The sequence below is a fragment of the Streptomyces hyaluromycini genome, from assembly GCF_002217755.1.
Lineage (GTDB): Bacteria > Actinomycetota > Actinomycetes > Streptomycetales > Streptomycetaceae > Streptomyces > Streptomyces hyaluromycini.
This window is the reverse complement of sequence record NZ_BCFL01000016.1, coordinates 271,567-289,396: the sequence shown is the minus strand read 5'-3', so window position 1 is coordinate 289,396 and position 17,830 is coordinate 271,567. Positions and strand designations below refer to the sequence as shown.

The 17,830-nt window shown below is 70.7% G+C and carries 15 protein-coding genes; 11 read left to right on the top strand and 4 right to left on the bottom strand.

Annotated features, from left to right (window positions below; genetic code table 11):
- Positions 1-49 precede the first annotated feature (49 nt).
- From SSP29_RS01345 to serA, 4 genes are all read left to right on the top strand, one after another.
- Positions 50-1,915 carry an acetolactate synthase large subunit gene (locus SSP29_RS01345; protein ID WP_174855910.1) on the top strand — a complete coding sequence of 622 codons (1,866 nt, stop codon included), beginning with the start codon at positions 50-52 and terminating at the stop codon, positions 1,913-1,915.
- A 32-nt stretch (positions 1,916-1,947) separates the two neighbouring features.
- The gene (gene ilvN / locus SSP29_RS01340; RefSeq protein WP_046726929.1) at positions 1,948-2,472 is read left to right on the top strand and encodes an acetolactate synthase small subunit; all 525 of its coding nucleotides are present in this window, start codon (positions 1,948-1,950) and stop codon (positions 2,470-2,472) included.
- A gap of 141 nt (positions 2,473-2,613) precedes the next feature.
- Positions 2,614-3,612: a ketol-acid reductoisomerase gene (gene ilvC, locus SSP29_RS01335; protein ID WP_089098583.1), complete on the top strand. Its 999-nt coding sequence runs from the start codon at positions 2,614-2,616 to the stop codon at positions 3,610-3,612.
- Between the two features lie 230 nt (positions 3,613-3,842).
- A complete protein-coding gene (gene serA, locus SSP29_RS01330; RefSeq protein ID WP_089098582.1) occupies positions 3,843-5,432 on the top strand; it encodes a phosphoglycerate dehydrogenase in 1,590 nt (529 codons plus the stop codon).
- Between the two features lie 103 nt (positions 5,433-5,535).
- Here serA and SSP29_RS01325 read toward each other — a convergent pair whose 3' ends face one another.
- Positions 5,536-7,053, bottom strand: coding sequence for an MFS transporter (locus SSP29_RS01325; protein WP_089098581.1), 1,518 nt, complete (start codon positions 7,051-7,053; stop codon positions 5,536-5,538).
- Positions 7,054-7,150: 97 nt separating this feature from the next.
- On the opposite strand from SSP29_RS01325, the gene SSP29_RS01320 reads away from it, so the two are divergent.
- Positions 7,151-7,726 (top strand): TetR/AcrR family transcriptional regulator, encoded by a 576-nt coding sequence (locus tag SSP29_RS01320; protein ID WP_089099748.1) that lies wholly within the window; start codon positions 7,151-7,153, stop codon positions 7,724-7,726.
- Positions 7,727-7,769: 43 nt separating this feature from the next.
- On the opposite strand, the gene SSP29_RS01315 is transcribed toward SSP29_RS01320, so the two are convergent.
- Both SSP29_RS01315 and SSP29_RS01310 read right to left on the bottom strand, forming a co-directional pair.
- Positions 7,770-8,354 carry a hypothetical protein gene (locus tag SSP29_RS01315; protein WP_150133354.1) on the bottom strand — a complete coding sequence of 195 codons (585 nt, stop codon included), beginning with the start codon at positions 8,352-8,354 and terminating at the stop codon, positions 7,770-7,772.
- Between the two features lie 83 nt (positions 8,355-8,437).
- Complete coding sequence (locus SSP29_RS01310; RefSeq protein WP_150133353.1) at positions 8,438-9,736, bottom strand: PucR family transcriptional regulator; 1,299 nt, start codon at positions 9,734-9,736, stop codon at positions 8,438-8,440.
- Positions 9,737-9,878: 142 nt separating this feature from the next.
- Between SSP29_RS01310 and SSP29_RS01305 the strand changes: the two genes are divergently transcribed.
- From SSP29_RS01305 to SSP29_RS60855, 4 genes are all read left to right on the top strand, one after another.
- Entirely contained in the window at positions 9,879-10,805 is a 927-nt protein-coding gene (locus SSP29_RS01305) for a proline dehydrogenase family protein (RefSeq protein WP_089098579.1), read from the top strand.
- A 63-nt stretch (positions 10,806-10,868) separates the two neighbouring features.
- The gene (gene pruA / locus SSP29_RS01300) at positions 10,869-12,500 is read left to right on the top strand and encodes an L-glutamate gamma-semialdehyde dehydrogenase (RefSeq protein ID WP_089098578.1); all 1,632 of its coding nucleotides are present in this window, start codon (positions 10,869-10,871) and stop codon (positions 12,498-12,500) included.
- A 123-nt stretch (positions 12,501-12,623) separates the two neighbouring features.
- Entirely contained in the window at positions 12,624-13,163 is a 540-nt protein-coding gene (locus SSP29_RS01295; RefSeq protein WP_089098577.1) for a GNAT family N-acetyltransferase, read from the top strand.
- A 274-nt stretch (positions 13,164-13,437) separates the two neighbouring features.
- On the top strand, positions 13,438-13,569 hold the full coding sequence (locus SSP29_RS60855) for a hypothetical protein (RefSeq protein WP_089098576.1): 132 nt from the start codon (positions 13,438-13,440) through the stop codon (positions 13,567-13,569).
- 114 nt (positions 13,570-13,683) lie between these two features.
- On the opposite strand, the gene SSP29_RS01285 is transcribed toward SSP29_RS60855, so the two are convergent.
- Positions 13,684-15,264 (bottom strand): purple acid phosphatase family protein, encoded by a 1,581-nt coding sequence (locus SSP29_RS01285; RefSeq protein ID WP_150133351.1) that lies wholly within the window; start codon positions 15,262-15,264, stop codon positions 13,684-13,686.
- 132 nt (positions 15,265-15,396) lie between these two features.
- On the opposite strand from SSP29_RS01285, the gene SSP29_RS01280 reads away from it, so the two are divergent.
- Positions 15,397-16,440, top strand: coding sequence for a 3-isopropylmalate dehydrogenase (locus SSP29_RS01280; RefSeq protein ID WP_089098574.1), 1,044 nt, complete (start codon positions 15,397-15,399; stop codon positions 16,438-16,440).
- Positions 16,441-16,676: 236 nt separating this feature from the next.
- Entirely contained in the window at positions 16,677-17,765 is a 1,089-nt protein-coding gene (locus SSP29_RS01275) for a branched-chain amino acid aminotransferase (protein ID WP_089098573.1), read from the top strand.
- Positions 17,766-17,830: the final 65 nt, after the last annotated feature.

Here is a 17,830-nt window from a genome sequence, read left to right as displayed (position 1 = left end):
AATCCGTACGAACCTCGCAAAAACCCTCAGCATCGAGAAGAGAATGCCGATGACCGAGCAGGCCACCGGGGCCCACCATCCGCAGCCGCGGCCCCGTTCCGGAGGACAGCAGTCCGCGCCCGTCGAGCACGTCACGGGTGCGAAGTCCCTCATCCGCTCGCTTGAGGAGGTCGGCGCTGACACGGTATTCGGCATCCCCGGTGGCGCGATCCTGCCCGCCTACGACCCGCTGATGGACTCCACCCGGGTGCGCCACGTCCTGTGCCGGCACGAGCAGGGCGCCGGGCACGCGGCCACCGGTTATGCGCAGGCCACCGGCAAGGTCGGCGTCTGCATGGCGACCTCGGGACCGGGCGCCACCAACCTGGTGACGCCGATCGCCGACGCGCACATGGACTCGGTGCCGCTCGTGGCGATCACCGGGCAGGTCGCGTCCTCCTCGATCGGCACGGACGCCTTCCAGGAGGCGGACATCGTCGGCATCACCATGCCGATCACCAAGCACAACTTCCTGGTCACCAAGGCCGAGGACATCCCCCGGGTGATCGCGCAGGCGTTCCACATCGCCTCGACCGGCCGCCCGGGCCCGGTCCTCGTCGACATCGCCAAGGACGCCCTCCAGGCGAAGACCACCTTCTCCTGGCCGCCGGTGATGGACCTGCCCGGCTACCGTCCGGTGACCAAGCCGCACGCCAAGCAGATCCGTGAGGCCGCCAGGCTGATCACTTCCGCTAAGCGGCCGGTCCTCTACGTCGGTGGCGGCGTCATCAAGGCGCACGCCACCGCCGAGCTCAAGGTCCTCGCCGAGCTCACCGGAGCGCCCGTCACCACCACCCTGATGGCGCTCGGCGCATTCCCCGACAGCCACCCGCTGCACGTGGGAATGCCGGGCATGCACGGTGCGGTCACCGCCGTCACCGCGCTGCAGAAGGCCGACCTGATCGTCGCCCTCGGAGCCCGCTTCGACGACCGCGTCACCGGCAAGCTGGACAGCTTCGCGCCGTACGCGAAGATCGTCCACGCCGACATCGACCCCGCGGAGATCGGCAAGAACCGCGCCGCCGACGTGCCGATCGTCGGTGACGCCCGCGAGGTCATCGCCGACCTGGTCCAGGCGGTGCAGAAGGAGCACAGCGAGGGCCAGCAGGGCGAGGCCGCCAAGTCGAAGTACGCGGCCTGGTGGAAGGACCTCAACCGCTGGCGCGAGACCTACCCGCTGGGCTACGACCTGCCCGACAACGGGTCGCTCTCGCCGCAGCAGGTCATCGAGCGCATCGGGCAGCTCGCCCCGGAGGGCACGATCTTCGCGGCGGGCGTCGGCCAGCACCAGATGTGGGCCGCGCACTACGTGCAGTACGAGAAGCCCGCCACCTGGCTGAACTCCGGCGGCGCCGGAACCATGGGCTACGCGGTCCCGGCCGCCATGGGCGCCAAGGCCGGCCAGCCCGGCAGGACCGTCTGGGCGATCGACGGCGACGGCTGCTTCCAGATGACCAACCAGGAACTGACCACCTGCGCCCTGAACAACATCCCGATCAAGGTCGCCATCATCAACAACGGCGCCCTCGGGATGGTCCGCCAGTGGCAGACCCTCTTCTACAACCAGCGGTACTCCAACACGGTGCTGCACTCCGGTCCTGACGACGTCAACCCGGACGCCCGCGGCACCCGGGTCCCCGACTTCGTCAAGCTGTCGGAGGCCATGGGCTGCTACTCCATCCGCTGCGAGTCCCCGGACGACCTCGACAAGGTCATCGAAGAGGCGAACTCCATCAACGACCGCCCGGTCGTCGTCGACTTCATCGTCCACGAGGACGCCATGGTGTGGCCGATGGTCGCCGCCGGCACCTCCAACGACGAGATCCTGGCCGCCCGGGACGTCCGCCCCGACTTCGGCGACAACGAAGACGACTGAGCGAGAGACGTAAGAGAGAGACGCAGAAGAAAATGTCCAAGCACACGCTCTCCGTCCTGGTGGAGAACAAGCCGGGCATCCTCGCCCGGATCGCCGCCCTGTTCTCCCGCCGCGGCTTCAACATCGACTCGCTCGCCGTCGGGGTCACCGAGCACGCCGACATCTCCCGCATCACGATCGTGGTGAGCGTCGAAGCCCTGCCGCTGGAGCAGGTCACCAAGCAGCTCAACAAGCTCGTCGAGGTGCTCAAGATCGTCGAACTGGAGCCGGGTTCGGCCGTTCAGCGGGAACTCGTTCTGGTGAAGGTGCGCGCCGACAACGAGACGCGTTCCCAGATCGTCGAGATCGTCCAGCTGTTCCGCGCCAAGACCGTCGACGTCTCCCCGGAGGCCGTCACCATCGAGGCCACCGGCAGCAGCGAGAAGCTGACCGCCATGCTCAAGATGCTGGAGCCGTTCGGCATCAAGGAGCTGGTGCAGTCCGGCACCATCGCGATCGGGCGCGGGGCCCGTTCGATCACCGACCGGTCGCTGCGCGCCCTCGACCGATCTGCGTAAGGCTTGAGCAAGGCTTGATACGGGCGGCCGACGGCCGTGACCGGCGCGCCGACCGCCCGTATGCCGAGACCCCGAGACTTCCCTTCCGCCCGCCGTCATACGGTGGGACGCAACACCTGCACACCAAGGAGAGAACCCAAAGTGGCCGAGCTGTTCTACGACGCCGACGCCGACCTGTCCATCATCCAGGGCCGCAAGGTCGCGGTCATCGGCTACGGCAGCCAGGGTCACGCCCACGCCCTGTCGCTGCGCGACTCGGGTGTCGACGTGCGTGTCGGTCTGCACGAGGGCTCCAAGTCCAAGGCGAAGGCCGAGGAGCAGGGCCTGCGCGTGGTGACCCCGGCCGAGGCCGCCGCCGAGGCCGACGTCATCATGATCCTGGTGCCGGACCCGATCCAGGCCCAGGTCTACGAGGAGTCCATCGCCCCCAACCTGAACGACGGCGACGCGCTGTTCTTCGGCCACGGCCTGAACATCCGCTTCGGCTTCATCAAGCCCCCGGCCGGCGTCGACGTCTGCATGGTCGCCCCGAAGGGCCCGGGCCACCTCGTCCGTCGTCAGTACGAGGAGGGCCGCGGCGTGCCCTGCATCGTGGCCGTCGAGCAGGACGCCACGGGCAACGGCTTCGCGCTGGCGCTGTCGTACGCGAAGGGCATCGGCGGCACCCGCGCCGGCGTCATCAAGACGACCTTCACCGAGGAGACCGAGACCGACCTGTTCGGTGAGCAGGCCGTCCTCTGCGGTGGTACCTCCGCCCTGGTCAAGGCCGGTTTCGAGACCCTGGTCGAGGCCGGCTACCAGCCGGAGATCGCCTACTTCGAGTGCCTGCACGAGCTGAAGCTCATCGTCGACCTGATGTACGAGGGCGGCCTGGAGAAGATGCGCTGGTCGGTCTCCGAGACCGCCGAGTGGGGCGACTACGTCACCGGCCCGCGGATCATCACCGACGCCACCAAGGCCGAGATGAAGCAGATCCTCGCCGAGATCCAGGACGGCACCTTCGCCAACAACTGGATGGACGAGTACCACGGCGGTCTGAAGAAGTACAACGAGTACAAGAAGCAGGACTCCGAGCACCTGCTGGAGACCACCGGCAAGCAGCTGCGCAAGCTGATGTCCTGGGTGAACGAAGACGCGTAAGCCCCAGGTGACAGGGCCGGGGCGAGCTGCCCCGGCCCTGTTGTCCGCCCCGTCGAATCTCGGACGGGTGATCCTTCCGCAGAGGCGCAGGACGCCCTCCGCCACGGCACTACACTGCCGTACTACATACGCGTCAGGCCCACAGCGTCGTGCGTCTCCACGCGGCTAGCCAACCTCCACCGCCTGCGGCCGTCGGGACGGCCGTCCGCATTGGACCTGTGAGGACTCACGTGAGCTCGAAACCTGTCGTACTCATCGCTGAAGAGCTGTCGCCCGCCACCGTCGACGCGCTGGGCCCGGACTTCGAGATCCGGCACACCAACGGAGCAGACCGAGCCGAGCTGCTCCCCGCCATCGCCGACGTGGACGCGATCCTGATCCGCTCCGCCACCAAGGTCGACGCCGAGGCGATCGCCGCGGCCAAGAAGCTGAAGGTCGTCGCACGAGCCGGCGTCGGCCTGGACAACGTCGACGTCTCCGCCGCCACCAAGGCCGGCGTGATGGTCGTCAACGCCCCGACCTCCAACATCGTGACCGCCGCCGAACTGGCCTGCGGTCTGCTGATCTCCAGCGCCCGCCACATCCCGCAGGCCAACTCCGCGCTGAAGAACGGCGAGTGGAAGCGCAGCAAGTACACCGGCGTCGAGCTCGCCGAGAAGACCCTCGGTGTCGTCGGCCTCGGCCGCATCGGCGCCCTGGTCGCGCAGCGCATGTCCGCTTTCGGCATGAAGGTCGTCGCGTACGACCCCTACATCCAGCCCGCCCGCGCCGCCCAGATGGGCGTCAAGGTGCTGTCGCTGGACGAGCTGCTCGAAGTCGCCGACTTCATCACCGTGCACCTTCCGAAGACCCCCGAGACGGTCGGTCTGATCGGCGACGAGGCGCTGCGCAAGGTCAAGCCGTCGGTGCGGATCGTCAACGCCGCGCGCGGTGGCATCGTCGACGAGGAGGCGCTGTACGCGGCGCTCAAGGAGGGCCGGGTCGCCGGCGCCGGCCTCGACGTCTACACCAAGGAGCCGTGCACCGACTCCCCGCTCTTCGAGCTGGACCAGGTCGTCTGCACCCCGCACCTCGGTGCCTCCACCGACGAGGCCCAGGAGAAGGCGGGCATCGCGGTCGCCAGGTCCGTCCGCCTCGCCCTCGCCGGCGAGCTGGTCCCGGACGCGGTCAACGTCCAGGGCGGTGTCATCGCCGAGGACGTCAAGCCGGGCCTGCCCCTCGCCGAGCGCCTCGGCCGCATCTTCACCGCGCTCGCCGGTGAGGTCGCGGTCCGCCTCGACGTCGAGGTCTACGGCGAGATCACCCAGCACGACGTGAAGGTGCTGGAGCTGTCCGCGCTCAAGGGCGTCTTCGAGGACGTCGTCGACGAGACGGTGTCGTACGTCAACGCGCCGCTGTTCGCGCAGGAGCGCGGTGTCGAGGTCCGCCTCACCACCAGCTCGGAGTCGGCCGACCACCGCAACGTCGTCACCGTGCGCGGCACCCTCGGCAACGGCGAGGAGGTCTCGGTCTCCGGCACGCTGTCCGGGCCGAAGAACCTCCAGAAGATCGTCGCGGTCGGCGACTACGACGTCGACCTCGCGATCGCCGACCACCTGCTGGTGCTGCGGTACGAGGACCGGCCGGGTGTTGTCGGCACCGTCGGCCGCATCCTGGGGGAGGCCGGGATCAACATCGCCGGTATGCAGGTGTCCCGGGCGGTGGCGGGCGGCGAGGCGCTCGCTGTTCTCACCGTCGATGACACGGTTGGCTCCGGCGTGCTGGCCGAGGTGGAAGCGGAGATCGGGGCGACGTCCGCTCGATCGGTGAACCTCGTCTGATTTTTTGCCCAACCGCCCACCCGACTCGGTGGGCTGGAAGGCTTGCGTCTTGTCCTCAAACGCCGGACGGGCTGGGAAACCAGCCCGTCCGGCGTTTGTGTGGTCACCTCCTTCGCAGCGTCGCCGCCGCTCCCACCGCCGCCAGCGTCAGCAGCACCGCCCCCGCGATCGCCGCCCCCTGCATCCCGCCGGTGAACGCCTCCCGTGCGGTCCGGGTCAGGGCCTCTCCCGCGGGCCCCGGCAGCCGGCTCGCCGTCGCCAGCGCACCGCCCAGCGTCTCGCGGGCCCCGGCCGGGGCCGTGGCCGGCATCTCGTGGTGGTAGACCGCCGTACCGATCGAGCCCAGCACGGCCATGCCGAGCGCACCGCCGAACTCCGCGGCCGTCTCAAGGAGCGAGGACGCCGTCCCGGCCCGCTCCACCGGTGCGCCGGTCAGCGCGAGGTCGGTCAGCTGGGACACGATCGCGACCATCCCGCAGGCGAGGACACCGGCCCCGGTCAGCACCAGCCACAGCGAGTCGGTGCCGATCAGGGCGAGCAGCGCGAACCCGGCCGCCATGGCCGCGAAGCCGCCCGCGACGACGTACCCCCGGTCGGCGCCCCGCTGGACCAGCTGTGCCGTGACCGGTCCGGCGACCCCGATGAACACCGAGGGCAGCAGGCTCCACAGCGCCGCCGCGAGCGGGCTCATCCCGAGGACCGACTGCAGATACTGCGTGGTGAAGATCGCCGAGCCCATCATGGCGAGCGAGGCGACGAGGTTCAGGACCAGCGCCGGGGTGAAGCCGTGGCCCTTCAGCAGGGCCGGCGGGATCAGCGGGGAGCCGGTGGTGCGCTGGCGGTGGACGAAGAGGGCGGCGAAGAGCAGGCCGACGGTGACCGAGACGACGTAGAGCGGGTGCCAGCCCTCGGAGGGGATCTCCTTGACGCCGTAGACCACGGGGAGCACGGCGGCCATCGAGAGCGGGACGCTCGGCCAGTCGAAGCGGCCGGGGGAGGGGTTCCTCGACTCGGGGAGCAGGAACGGGCCGAGCAGCAGGAGCAGGGCCATCGCCGGGAGATTGACCAGGAAGACCGAGCCCCACCAGAAGTGCTCGACGAGGATCCCGCTCATCACCGAGCCGAGCGCGATCCCGCCGGTCATCACCCCGGACCACAGACCGATCGCCTTCGCGCGCTGGCCGGGGTCGGTGAACATCGTGCGCAGCAGGGCCATCGTGGACGGCATCAGGGTCGCGCCGCCGATGCCGAGGACCGCGCGGGCGGCGATCAGGGTCCCGGCGCTGTCCGCGTACGCGGCGAGCAGCGAGGCGCCGCCGAAGGCCGCGGCGCCGAACAGGAGCAGACGCCGGCGGCCGATGCGGTCGCCCAGCGCACCCATCGTCATCAGCAGGCCGGCCAGGACGAAGCCGTAGATGTCGAGGATCCACAGCTGCTGGGTGCCGCTCGGTGCCAGGTCCGCGCCGATCGCCGGGAGGGCGAAGTAGAGGACCGAGACGTCCATCGAGACCAGGAGCAGCGGAAGCATCAGCACGCCGAGTGCGGTCCATTCGCGGCGCCCGGCCCGAGGTGGGGTGGTCGGTGGTGCGGTGGTGCTCGTCGGGTTCGTCGGGTTCGTCATGCCAGGAAATGTACGGGCGTCTTAAACGCTTGTCTAGAACGCTTGTATAATTCATGCGTCTAGGACGGTTGTATGGATCCCGGGTAGGGTGGTGCGCATGGGACACCGTGAGGATCTGCTGGAAGGCGCCAAGCGCTGCCTGCTGGAGAAGGGGTTCGCGCGGACGACGGCGCGCGACATCGTCAAGGAGTCGGGGACCAACCTCGCCTCGATCGGCTACCACTACGGCTCCAAGGACACGCTGCTCGCGCAGGCCTACATCGCACTGGTGGAGGAGATGTCCTTCGACGGCGGCGACGCCGGACTGACCGGCGCGCCCGGCTCCCTCGAACGGTTCCGGGAGGTGTGGTCGAACATCGTCGACAGCATGCGCGGGCCCGGCACGATGTGGCGGCTCAGCGTGGAGATCATGGCGATGGGCGATCAGATGCCGGAGGTGCGCGACCAGTTGGCGCGCGCCCAGCGCGAGGGCGGCCGGGGGCTGACCTCGCTGCTGATGGGCGTGCCGGAGGAGGACGTCTCCGACGAGACCGCCGACACCCTGGGCCGCTTCTACATGACCCTGATGTCCGGCCTCATCTCGCAGTGGACCTTCGACCCGAAGACCGCGCCCGACGGCGACGCGCTCGCCGCGGGGCTGCGCCAGATCGTCGAGGCCGCGAACCGGAGTTGACGCGGCGCGGACGCCGACGGCCGCGCGGCGCCGGTGCGCCGGGTCAGCCGAGCGGGTACGTCACCACGGCGCGGGCCGGGAACCGGAGCGCGTCGCCGTACAGCGGCGAGCGCTCGACGGTGACCCGGACGCCGTCGGCGGAGCCGTAGTGCCAGACGGGGCTCTGCAGGGCGGGTCCGCACAGGCCGTCCGGGAGCTTGTACGGCTCGCCGGCCACGCCGACGCTGCCGTGGCGTCTGTCGAACAGGTCCGCGCCCGCCGGCACGATGCCCGCACCGCGCAGGTAGTCCGAGAGCAGGCCGCTGCGGAAGGACAGGACGGCGCGGCCGTTCCGGGTGAAGTAGTGGACGTCGGAGGCGTCCGAGGGAATCGGCGTGCCGTGCACGACGATCCGGTCCGGCAGCCGCTGGTCGCTTCCGGCGCAGGCGCGTCTGTCGCCGAGCGGGTGGGGCAGGTCGTCCCGGAAGAGCCAGACGGCTCCGGCGGCGAACCCCGCCAGGGCGAGTGCGGCGACCCCCAGCGCGGCCGACCGGCGGCCCGGCCCGGGTTGTCTGCCCGCCCCGCGCTCCTCCGCCGGCGGCGGAGCGGCCGCCGCGCCGTGCCGTATGTCCGGACCCGAATCGCCCATGTCCGCCCCCGCCGACATCCTTGATGTGAACACGCGGAGCATACGCCGACCGGCACCCGCACATGGCACGGAAAAGGCGCACCTCAGGCGAGCCGGGCCCCCTTCAGCGCCATGTGCAGCAGCAGGCGGTCCTCGCCGTCGTCCAGGTCGAGGCCGGTGAGCTGCTCGACGCGGGACAGGCGGTAGTACAGGGTCTGCCGGTGGATGCCGAGCGCGGTGGCCGTGCGGCCCGCCTGGCCCGCGTGGTCGAGGTAGACCTCGGCCGTGCGGGCCAGTTCGTGCTGGGCCGGGGTGAGGAGCGGGGCCACGGCCGGGTCCTGCGGGGTCTGCGGCGGCAGTGCGGTCAGCAGGCGGTACGGCCCGATGTCCGCCCACCGCGTGACCGGCCCGAACCGCGGCTCCGCCAGCGCGGCCCGGGCGGCCGCCGACGCCTCCTGCCAGACCGCGCCCAGTTCGGCCAGCCCCGTCCGGGCCTCGCCCACGCCCGCGGCGCAGTGCTGCGCGGCCGGGACCGGCCCCGTGAAGCCCGCGGCCACGGCCGCCGCCGTTCGCGCCCCGGCGCCGCGCGCCGCCGCCGACCGGGCCTCCTCCGCCTCCTTGAGGAGCCGGGCGGCGGCCGTCAGGGCCGGGGTGGCCGTGTCCGCGCTGCGCAGCCGGACCAGCACGGCGAGGCTGTGCCCGGTGGCCCCCCAGGGCAGTGCGCACAGCGCGGTGGCGTGCGGGACCGTACGCGGGGACGGGGCGTCGTCCGGGTCGGCGGACGGCCAGGGGGCGACACAGACCAGCGTGTGCGGGCCGTCCCCACGGGCGCCCAGGGCCGTACGGAGCTCGGCCACCGCCATGTCCCGCTGCCAGCCGCTCTCCGCCACCAGCACCGCCCGAAGCTCGCGGCCAAGGCCCGCCCCCGCCTGCGCCTCGTCCGCGAGCAGCGCCCCGATCCGCCCCGCCACCCCCATGGCGGCGGCCAGCTGGGCGTCCGTCGGACCCGGATCGGAGTCGAGCAGCCAGAGGTAGCCGAGGACGACACCCCGATGGCGTACCGGCAGGCAGATCCGCCCCCGGTACACCCCGGCCTCCGGGGTCGGCGGGATCCGGACCGGCCCGGTCGCCCGGGTGATGCCGAAGCCCTCGAACCAGGTGCGGACGGCCGCCGTGGAGCGCCGGGTCAGGATCGAGCGGGTGCGGACCGGGTCCAGCGCCGACGGATCGAGGTCGCCCTCACTGTCGTACACCCCGAAGGCGATCAGCTCGAAGTCGCGGTTCTCCAGGGTCGCCGGGACGCCCAGCAGCTCCGAGATCTCGTCGACCAGCTCCTGGTAGTCACCCTTGAATTCCGACGTCACCCGGGCATTCTCCCGCAATTCACGGACGCCTTCATACATCTGTCTGAGATCTGCGGCACGGATGCGTGACAGCTGTCGATGGCCCACGATCGGAGGGATCCTTGACTATCACGGTGGTTCCCCGTGCCGTATCCGAATCATCGGATCGCGGCCTGTCCGGCATGTGTTGTGGAGGTGCCCCGTGCTGGGTCCCGTGATTCTCGCCGCGTCGCGCAGCGACCGGATGCGACGTCTGATCTCGGCGGCCCCGGTGACGAAGCAGGTCGTCGACCGCTTCATCCCCGGCGAGTCGGTCACCGACATCGTCCCGATCATCGAGGAGCTGACGGGCCGCGGCCTGGAGCTGACGATGGACGTCGTCGGTGAGGACATCACCACCCCGGAGCAGGCCACCGCCGCCCGGGACGCCTACCTGGCACTCGTCGAACGCCTTCGCGGGCTGGGCCTGGGCGAGCGCGTCGAGATGTCGGTCAAGCTGTCGATGTTCGGGCAGGCGCTGGACGGCGGCCACGAGCTGGCGCTCGCCAACGTCCGCCCGGTCGTCGAGGCCGCCGCCGCCATCGGCACCACCGTCACCCTCGACGCCGAGGACCACACCACCCTCGACTCGATGTTCGCCATCCACGAGGAGCTGCGCCGGGACTTCCCGCAGACCGGCTGCGTCATCCAGGCCTACCTCTTCCGCACCGAGGCCGACGCCCGCCGCCTCGCCGAGGCCGGCAGCCGCGTCCGCCTGGTCAAGGGCGCCTACAAGGAGCCCGCCGAGGTCGCCTACCAGCAGAAGCACGAGATCGACAAGGCGTACGTGCGGATTCTGCGGACCCTGATGGAGGGCGAGGGCTACCCGATGGTCGGCTCCCATGACCCGCGCCTCATCTCCATCGCCCAGGAACTCGCCCGGCGCGCCGGCCGCAAGCCCGACGAGTACGAGTTCCAGATGCTGTACGGCATCCGCAGCGACGAACACCTGCGCCTCGCCGCCGAGGGCCACCGCATGCGCGTCTACACCGCCTACGGCACCGACTGGTACGGCTACTTCATGCGCAGGCTCGCGGAGAAGCCGGCGAACCTGCGCTTCTTCGCCCGCTCCATGCTCAGCAAGGGCTGAAGCGCCATCCCGCCCGCCCGCCGCCCTGCAACACCCGCTCACGTACAAGGAGTTACGGATCCCATGGACGCTGTGACCCAGGTCCCCACCCCCGTCAACGAGCCGGTGCACGGCTACGCCCCCGGCTCGCCCGAGCGCATCCGGCTGGAGGCGAAGCTCAAGGAGCTGGCCGAGAACCCGATCGAGCTGCCGATGACCATCGGCGGCGAGCAGCGGCTCGGCGGCGGGGAGCCCTTCCAGGTCGTGCAGCCGCACAACCACAAGGCCGTCATCGGCACCGGGCGCCATGCCACCCAGCAGGACGCCCAGGACGCGATCGACGCGGCCCTCGCCGCCGCGCCCGCCTGGCGCGCGATGTCCTTCGACGACCGGGCCGCGATCATCCTGCGCGCCGCCGAACTGCTCGCCGGCCCCTGGCGCGAGACCATCGCCGCCTCCACCATGCTCGGCCAGTCCAAGACCGCCCAGCAGGCCGAGATCGACAGCCCCTGCGAGCTGGTCGACTTCTGGCGGTTCAACGTCCACTACGCCCGCCAGATCCTGGCCGAGCAGCCCCCGGCCAACTCCCCGGGCGTCTGGAACCGCCTCGACCACCGCCCGCTGGAGGGCTTCGTCTACGCGATCACGCCGTTCAACTTCAGCGCGATCGCGGGCAACCTGCCGACGGCCCCGGCTCTCATGGGCAACGTCGTCGTCTGGAAGCCGTCTCCGACGCAGACCCACGCGGCCGTGCTGCTCATGCGGCTGCTGGAGGAGGCGGGTCTCCCCAAGGGCGTCATCAACCTCGTCACCGGCGACGGCATCGAGGTGTCGAAGGTCGCCCTGGTCCACCGGGACCTCGCCGGCATCCACTTCACCGGCTCCACCAAGACCTTCCAGTACCTGTGGAAGACGGTCGGCAACAACATCGAGAAGTACCGCTCCTACCCGCGTCTGGTGGGCGAGACGGGCGGCAAGGACTTCCTCGTCGCCCACCCGAGCGCCGACCGGGCCGTCCTCAAGACGGCGCTCACCCGCGGTGCCTTCGAGTACCAGGGCCAGAAGTGCTCGGCGACCTCCCGTGCCTACCTCCCCGCGTCCATCTGGAACGACGGCTTCCGTGAGGAGTTCGCGGCCGAGGTCGACTACCTGACCATGGGCGACGTCACCGACCTGTCGAACTTCATCGGCGCCGTGATCGACGACCGCGCGTTCGCCAAGAACAAGGCCGCGATCGACCGGGCGAAGACCGACCCGTCCTGCGAGATCGTCGCCGGCGGCTCCTACGACGACTCGGTCGGCTACTTCGTCCGCCCGACCGTCGTCGTCTGCAGCGACCCGGAGAACGAGGTCTTCCGCACCGAGTACTTCGGCCCGTTCCTCGCCGTGCACGTCTACGAGGACGACACGTACGACGAGATGCTGGCCCAGATGGAGTCGGTGTCGGACTACGCGCTGACGGGTTCGGTCATCTCCAACGACCGCGCCGCCGCCGCGTACACGATGGAGAAGCTGCGCTACGCGGCCGGCAACTTCTACATCAACGACAAGTCGACCGGTGCCGTCGTCGGCCAGCAGCCCTTCGGCGGCGGCCGCTCCTCCGGCACCAACGACAAGGCCGGCGCCCCGCAGAACCTGCTGCGCTGGACGCTGACCCGCGCGATCAAGGAAACGCTGGTCGCCCCGACCGACTACGCGTACCCGCACATGGGCTGACCCCCAGCCCCCCGAGCACGGGCCGGGAAGCCTGACCCACGAGCAGGCTTCCCGGCCCGTTCCCATGCCCGGCTCCGGTCCGTACCGCCCCGTCGCCCGGTGGTCCCGTACGACACTGGGGCCATGTCTCTCCATGTCGCCCACACCGCCGAGCTCGACCCCGCCGACCTGCGCGCCGCCCGCGCCCTCCTGCACGAGGCGTTCGGCGGGGACTTCGCCGACACCGACTGGGAGCACGGACTGGGCGGCCTGCACGCCCTCGTCCGCGACGAGGCCGGGATCGCCGCCCACGGCTCCGTCGTGATGCGCCGCGCCCGGCACCGGGGCCGCTGGCTGCGCGTCGGCTACGTCGAGGCGGTGGGCGTACGGCCCGACGCCCGCCGCCGGGGCCTGGGCGGGCAGGTGATGGCGGCGCTGGAGGGGATCGTCGACCGGGCGTACGACCTCGGTGCGCTGTCCGCCAGCGAGGACGGGGCCCGGCTCTACACCGTCCGGGGCTGGCGGCGCTGGGACGGCCGGGTCTGCGCCGTGTCCCCGGAGGAGGGGATCGTGCGGCTCGCGGACGAGGAGGGGGACGTGTACGTGTGGCCCGGCCTCGCCGGGGACGTCCTCGACCCGGCCCACGAGCTGATCTTCGACTGGCGGGACGGGGACGTCATGTAACCCGTTCGCCCCATCCGTCCCAACCGTCAAAACCCCAGCTCACGGCCGTGTGACCGGCTTCGCCGTCTCAGATAGTAGGAAGTCCGAGTAATTGTGCAGACAGAAGCGGGCCGCTCCCTTACTTTTGTAGGAGCCGAACGTCTCGCTCGATCAAGCGAATGGCGGTCGTGAGCCGGGCCCCGTGCAGGCAACCCCTGCGGCACCGCTCCCCGCCCCTTCCGGCGTCTCGTATCCCCCCTGCCGTACTCCGTGTACGTCGAAGGAGTCGATTCCCATGGCCGAGACGACCGTCCGCCGCCGAGTCCGCCACGTGTCCCGCACGAGCGAGTCCGAGCGCAAGAACGCCGCCGCCGCCCTCCAGCGCGCCCTCGACCGCCGTGACAACGGCGGCGAGACCGGCCACTGAGCGGCCGCCGGGCACCAGGCATCCACGCCGGTAGCACGTGTAACGCCCCCTCGACGGGAGCCGCACCCGCACGGGGTGCGGCGCGGCCGGGACAGCCGCGCCGTACCCTGCGGATCACTGTCCGCGCCGTACCTCGAAGTGGTCGATCCGCGCACCGCTCTGCGCCAGCGCCGACACCTTCAGCCTCGGGGCCGTACCCGCCTCCGCCTCGACCTTGAGGAAGGAGAAGCCGGTGTACCGCACCCGCGACCACTCCACCGTCTCCGCCACGTTGTGCTGCCCCTTCACCCAGTGGAAGCTGTCCACCGCGTCGTGCCGGGTGACGTGCCCCTCGTAACTGTCCTTGACCCCGGACGGGAACGAGTACAGGTTCCGCCCGCCGCCGCCCGCCGTGACGTACACGATCCCGTCCCGCGTCGGGTCGGTCGAGCCGCCGACCGGGACCGCGCGGCCGACCCCGCCGCCCCTCACCGCGTCCGTGCGCTCGTAGACGTGGTTGTGGCCGTTGATCACCAGGTCCACCTGGTACTCGGTGAACAGCGGCAGCCACGCCGCCCGGATCCCGCCGTCGGAGGCGTGCGAGGACGTCGAGTAGGCGCAGTGGTGGAAGAAGACGACGACGAAGTCCACGCCCTTCGCCGCCCGCAGCTCCTTCAGCTTCTTCTCCAGCCACCTGGTCTGCCGGCCGCCGCTGTAGCCGAGGTTGGCGGGGATCTCGTACGACACGTCGTTCGCGTCCAGCGCCACGAAGCCGACGTTGCCGTAGGTGAACGCGTACACGCCCGGCGCGCCGTGCGGGTCGAAGCCGTTGTCCGGGAGGGCGAAGCGGGCGTACTGGCCGCCGTAGCCGTCGGGGGAGTACCAGGCCTCCATGTCGTGGTTGCCGGTCGTCACCATCCACGGGACGGACCGCGCCACCGGGTCGTTCTGCTTCAGGAACCGGTCCCACTCCCGGGCGTCGTAGCCGTCCGAGGTCTTCCCGGCGCCGTTGCCGTCCGCGTAGCAGATGTCGCCGGCGTGCAGGTGGAAGGCGGGGTTCTGCTTCAGCAGCGCGTTGTCACTGGCCTTCCCGGCCTGGCTCACGCCCTGGTCGCCGAAGGCCGTGAACACGAACCGCTCCGGGCTCGCGGGCGCGGTGCGGAAGGGGGTGATGGCGGAGCGGTGGCCGGGGGCGGCCGGGTCCCAGCCGTCGTGGCCGACGCCGTAGTAGTACGTGGTGCCGGGCGTGAGGTCGTCCAGGGCCGCGTGGACGTAGTACTGCTCGACCACCGGGCGCACCCCCTGCACGCCGGGCGTGTGCAGGTGCCGGATCTCGGCGGCGACGCGCGTGCCCAGCTGGTCCGGGCGCGTCCCGATCCGCACGAACGGCTTCCGCACCGCGAACGGCACCTGCCAGGAGATCCGCATCTGCGTCCGCGGATCGGCGCCGAAGGCGAGATGGCGGCCGAACGGCACGACCGCCGCGCCCCGCACCGCCGAGGTGGCCGGCGCCGGGCTCGCCGACTTCGTCGCGCAGCCGGTGACCAGCCCGCCGCCCGCCACCGCGCCCGCCGTCACCAGGGTGCGGCGGCTCACCAGCCGGGCGCGCAGATACTCGTACTGCTCGGCCATGCTCATCCGGGCGGCCAGTCGCGGCGGGATGCCGAAGTCGGGGACGGGGGATTCGGGGGGTGTCCCCCTGGAAGGCACGGTCATGTCGGGAAAGATGCCCAGCGCAGGCCAACACCGGTCATACGTACGGGTGAACGCCCGTCGACGGAACGACCCGCCGTGTCCGTATGTCGGACGGTGTGTGTCATCCCGTGGGACGAGGAGTAGGGTGCCCGCATGTCTCGCAGCATCAGTCTCGCAGTGATCCCCGGTGACGGCATCGGGCAGGAAGTCGTGGCCGAAGGCCTCAAGGTCCTCTCCGCCGTCCTCCCGCAGGACGTGAAGCTGGAGACCAAGGAGTTCGACTTCGGCGCCCAGCGTTACCACGCCACCGGTGAGACCCTCACCGACGCCGACCTCGACGCGCTGAAGCAGCACGACGCCATCCTGCTGGGCGCCATCGGCGACCCGAGCGTCCCCTCCGGCGTCCTGGAGCGCGGCTTCCTGCTGAAGCTGCGCTTCGCCTTCGACCACCACGTCAACCTGCGTCCGTCGAAGCTGCTCCCGGGTGTCGCCACCCCGCTCGCGGGTGAGCCGCAGATCGACTTCGTCGTGGTCCGCGAGGGCACCGAGGGCCCGTACACCGGCAACGGCGGCACCATCCGCAAGGGCACCGAGCACGAGGTCGCCACCGAGGTCTCCGTCAACACGGCCTTCGGCGTCGAGCGCGTCGTCCGGGACGCCTTCGCCCGCGCCCAGGCCCGCCCGCGCAAGAAGCTCACGCTGGTCCACAAGAACAACGTGCTGACCTTCGCCGGGCACCTGTGGACGAACATCTTCAACAAGGTCGCCGCGGAGTTCCCCGAGGTCGCGACGGACTACATCCACGTCGACGCGGCGACGATCTACCTCGTCACCGACCCCGGTCGCTTCGACGTCATCGTCACCGACAACCTCTTCGGCGACATCATCACCGACCTCGCCGCGGCCGTCTCCGGCGGCATCGGCGTCGCGGCGAGCGGCAACATCAACCCGAGCCGCGAGTTCCCGTCGATGTTCGAGCCGGTCCACGGTTCCGCGCCCGACATCGCCGGCCAGGGCAAGGCCGACCCCACCGCCACGGTCCTGTCCGTCGCCCTGCTGCTCCGCCACCTCGGCTACGAGGCCGAGGCCGTTCGCGTCGAGGAGGCCGTCACCGCCGACCTCACCGCACGCCAGGGCGAGCCCGCCCGCTCCACCTCGGAGATCGGCGACGCGCTCGCCGTACGAGTAGCCGGCTGACCTGCCGAGCTTCTGCAGATCTTCGAAGCCGCCGGGTCGCATCAGCGCCCGGCGGCTTTCCCATGCCTGCCGCCGGGTGCCACCATCTACCCCGGTCCGCATTCACCCCGATTCCTTCCACCCCGGCCCCCGCGCGATAATCGAACGCGGAGCCGCGCCATGAGGGAATGCTCGGACGTCCTATGACAAGGGTGTGAGCGCGGCCCATCACTACAACCGGTGAAGGACACCTACCCATGACGACGCCCACGATCGAGCTCAAGCCGTCCGCGCACCCGCTCGCCGCCGCCGAGCGCGAGGCGATCCTGGCCAGCCCCGGATTCGGCCGCCACTTCACCGACCACATGGTGACGATCAAGTGGACCGAGGGCCGCGGCTGGCACGACGGCCAGCTCGTTCCGTACGCGCCGATCCCCCTCGACCCGGCCACCAACGTCCTGCACTACGCCCAGGAGATCTTCGAGGGCCTGAAGGCCTACCGTCGCCCCGACGGCTCGGTGGCCACCTTCCGCCCCGACCAGAACGCCAAGCGCTTCCAGCGTTCCGCCCGCCGGCTCGCCATGCCCGAGCTGCCGGTGGAGACCTTCATCGAGGCCTGTGACCTGCTGGTCCAGCAGGACAAGGAGTGGGTCCCGGCGCACGGCGGCGAGGAATCCCTCTACCTGCGCCCCTTCATGATCGCCACCGAGGTCGGCCTGGGCGTCAAGCCGGCCAACGAGTACCTCTTCCTGGTCATCGCCTCCCCGGCCGGCGCCTACTTCCCCGGCGGGGTCAGGCCGGTCTCCATCTGGGCCTCCGAGGACCGCGTCCGCGCCGTCCCCGGCGGCATGGGCGACGCCAAGACCGGCGGCAACTACGCGGCCTCCCTGCTCGCCCAGGCCGAGGCCGCGGCCCAGGGCTGCGACCAGGTCTGCTACCTCGACGCGGTCGAGCACAAGTGGGTCGAGGAGCTCGGCGGCATGAACCTGTACTTCGTGTACGGGGACAAGATCGTCACCCCGACCCTCACCGGTTCGATCCTCGAAGGCGTCACCCGCGACTCCCTCCTCACCGTCGCCCGCGACCTCGGCTACGAGTCCGAGGAGGCCCGGGTCTCCATCGAGCAGTGGCAGCGCGACTCGGAGAACGGCACCCTCACCGAGGTCTTCGCGTGCGGCACCGCCGCCGTGATCACCCCGGTCGGCACCGTCAAGCGCACGGACGCCGAGTGGCAGCAGTCGGGCGGCGAGCCCGGCGAGGTCACCCTCAGGCTCCGCGAGGCGCTCCTCGACATCCAGCGCGGCACGGTGGAGGACAAGCACGGCTGGATGCACCGGCTCGGCTGATCCGGCCGATCGCACCAACAGGCGATCTTCGGCTGGGCGTTCGACGCGTATCACCTCCCCCGTAC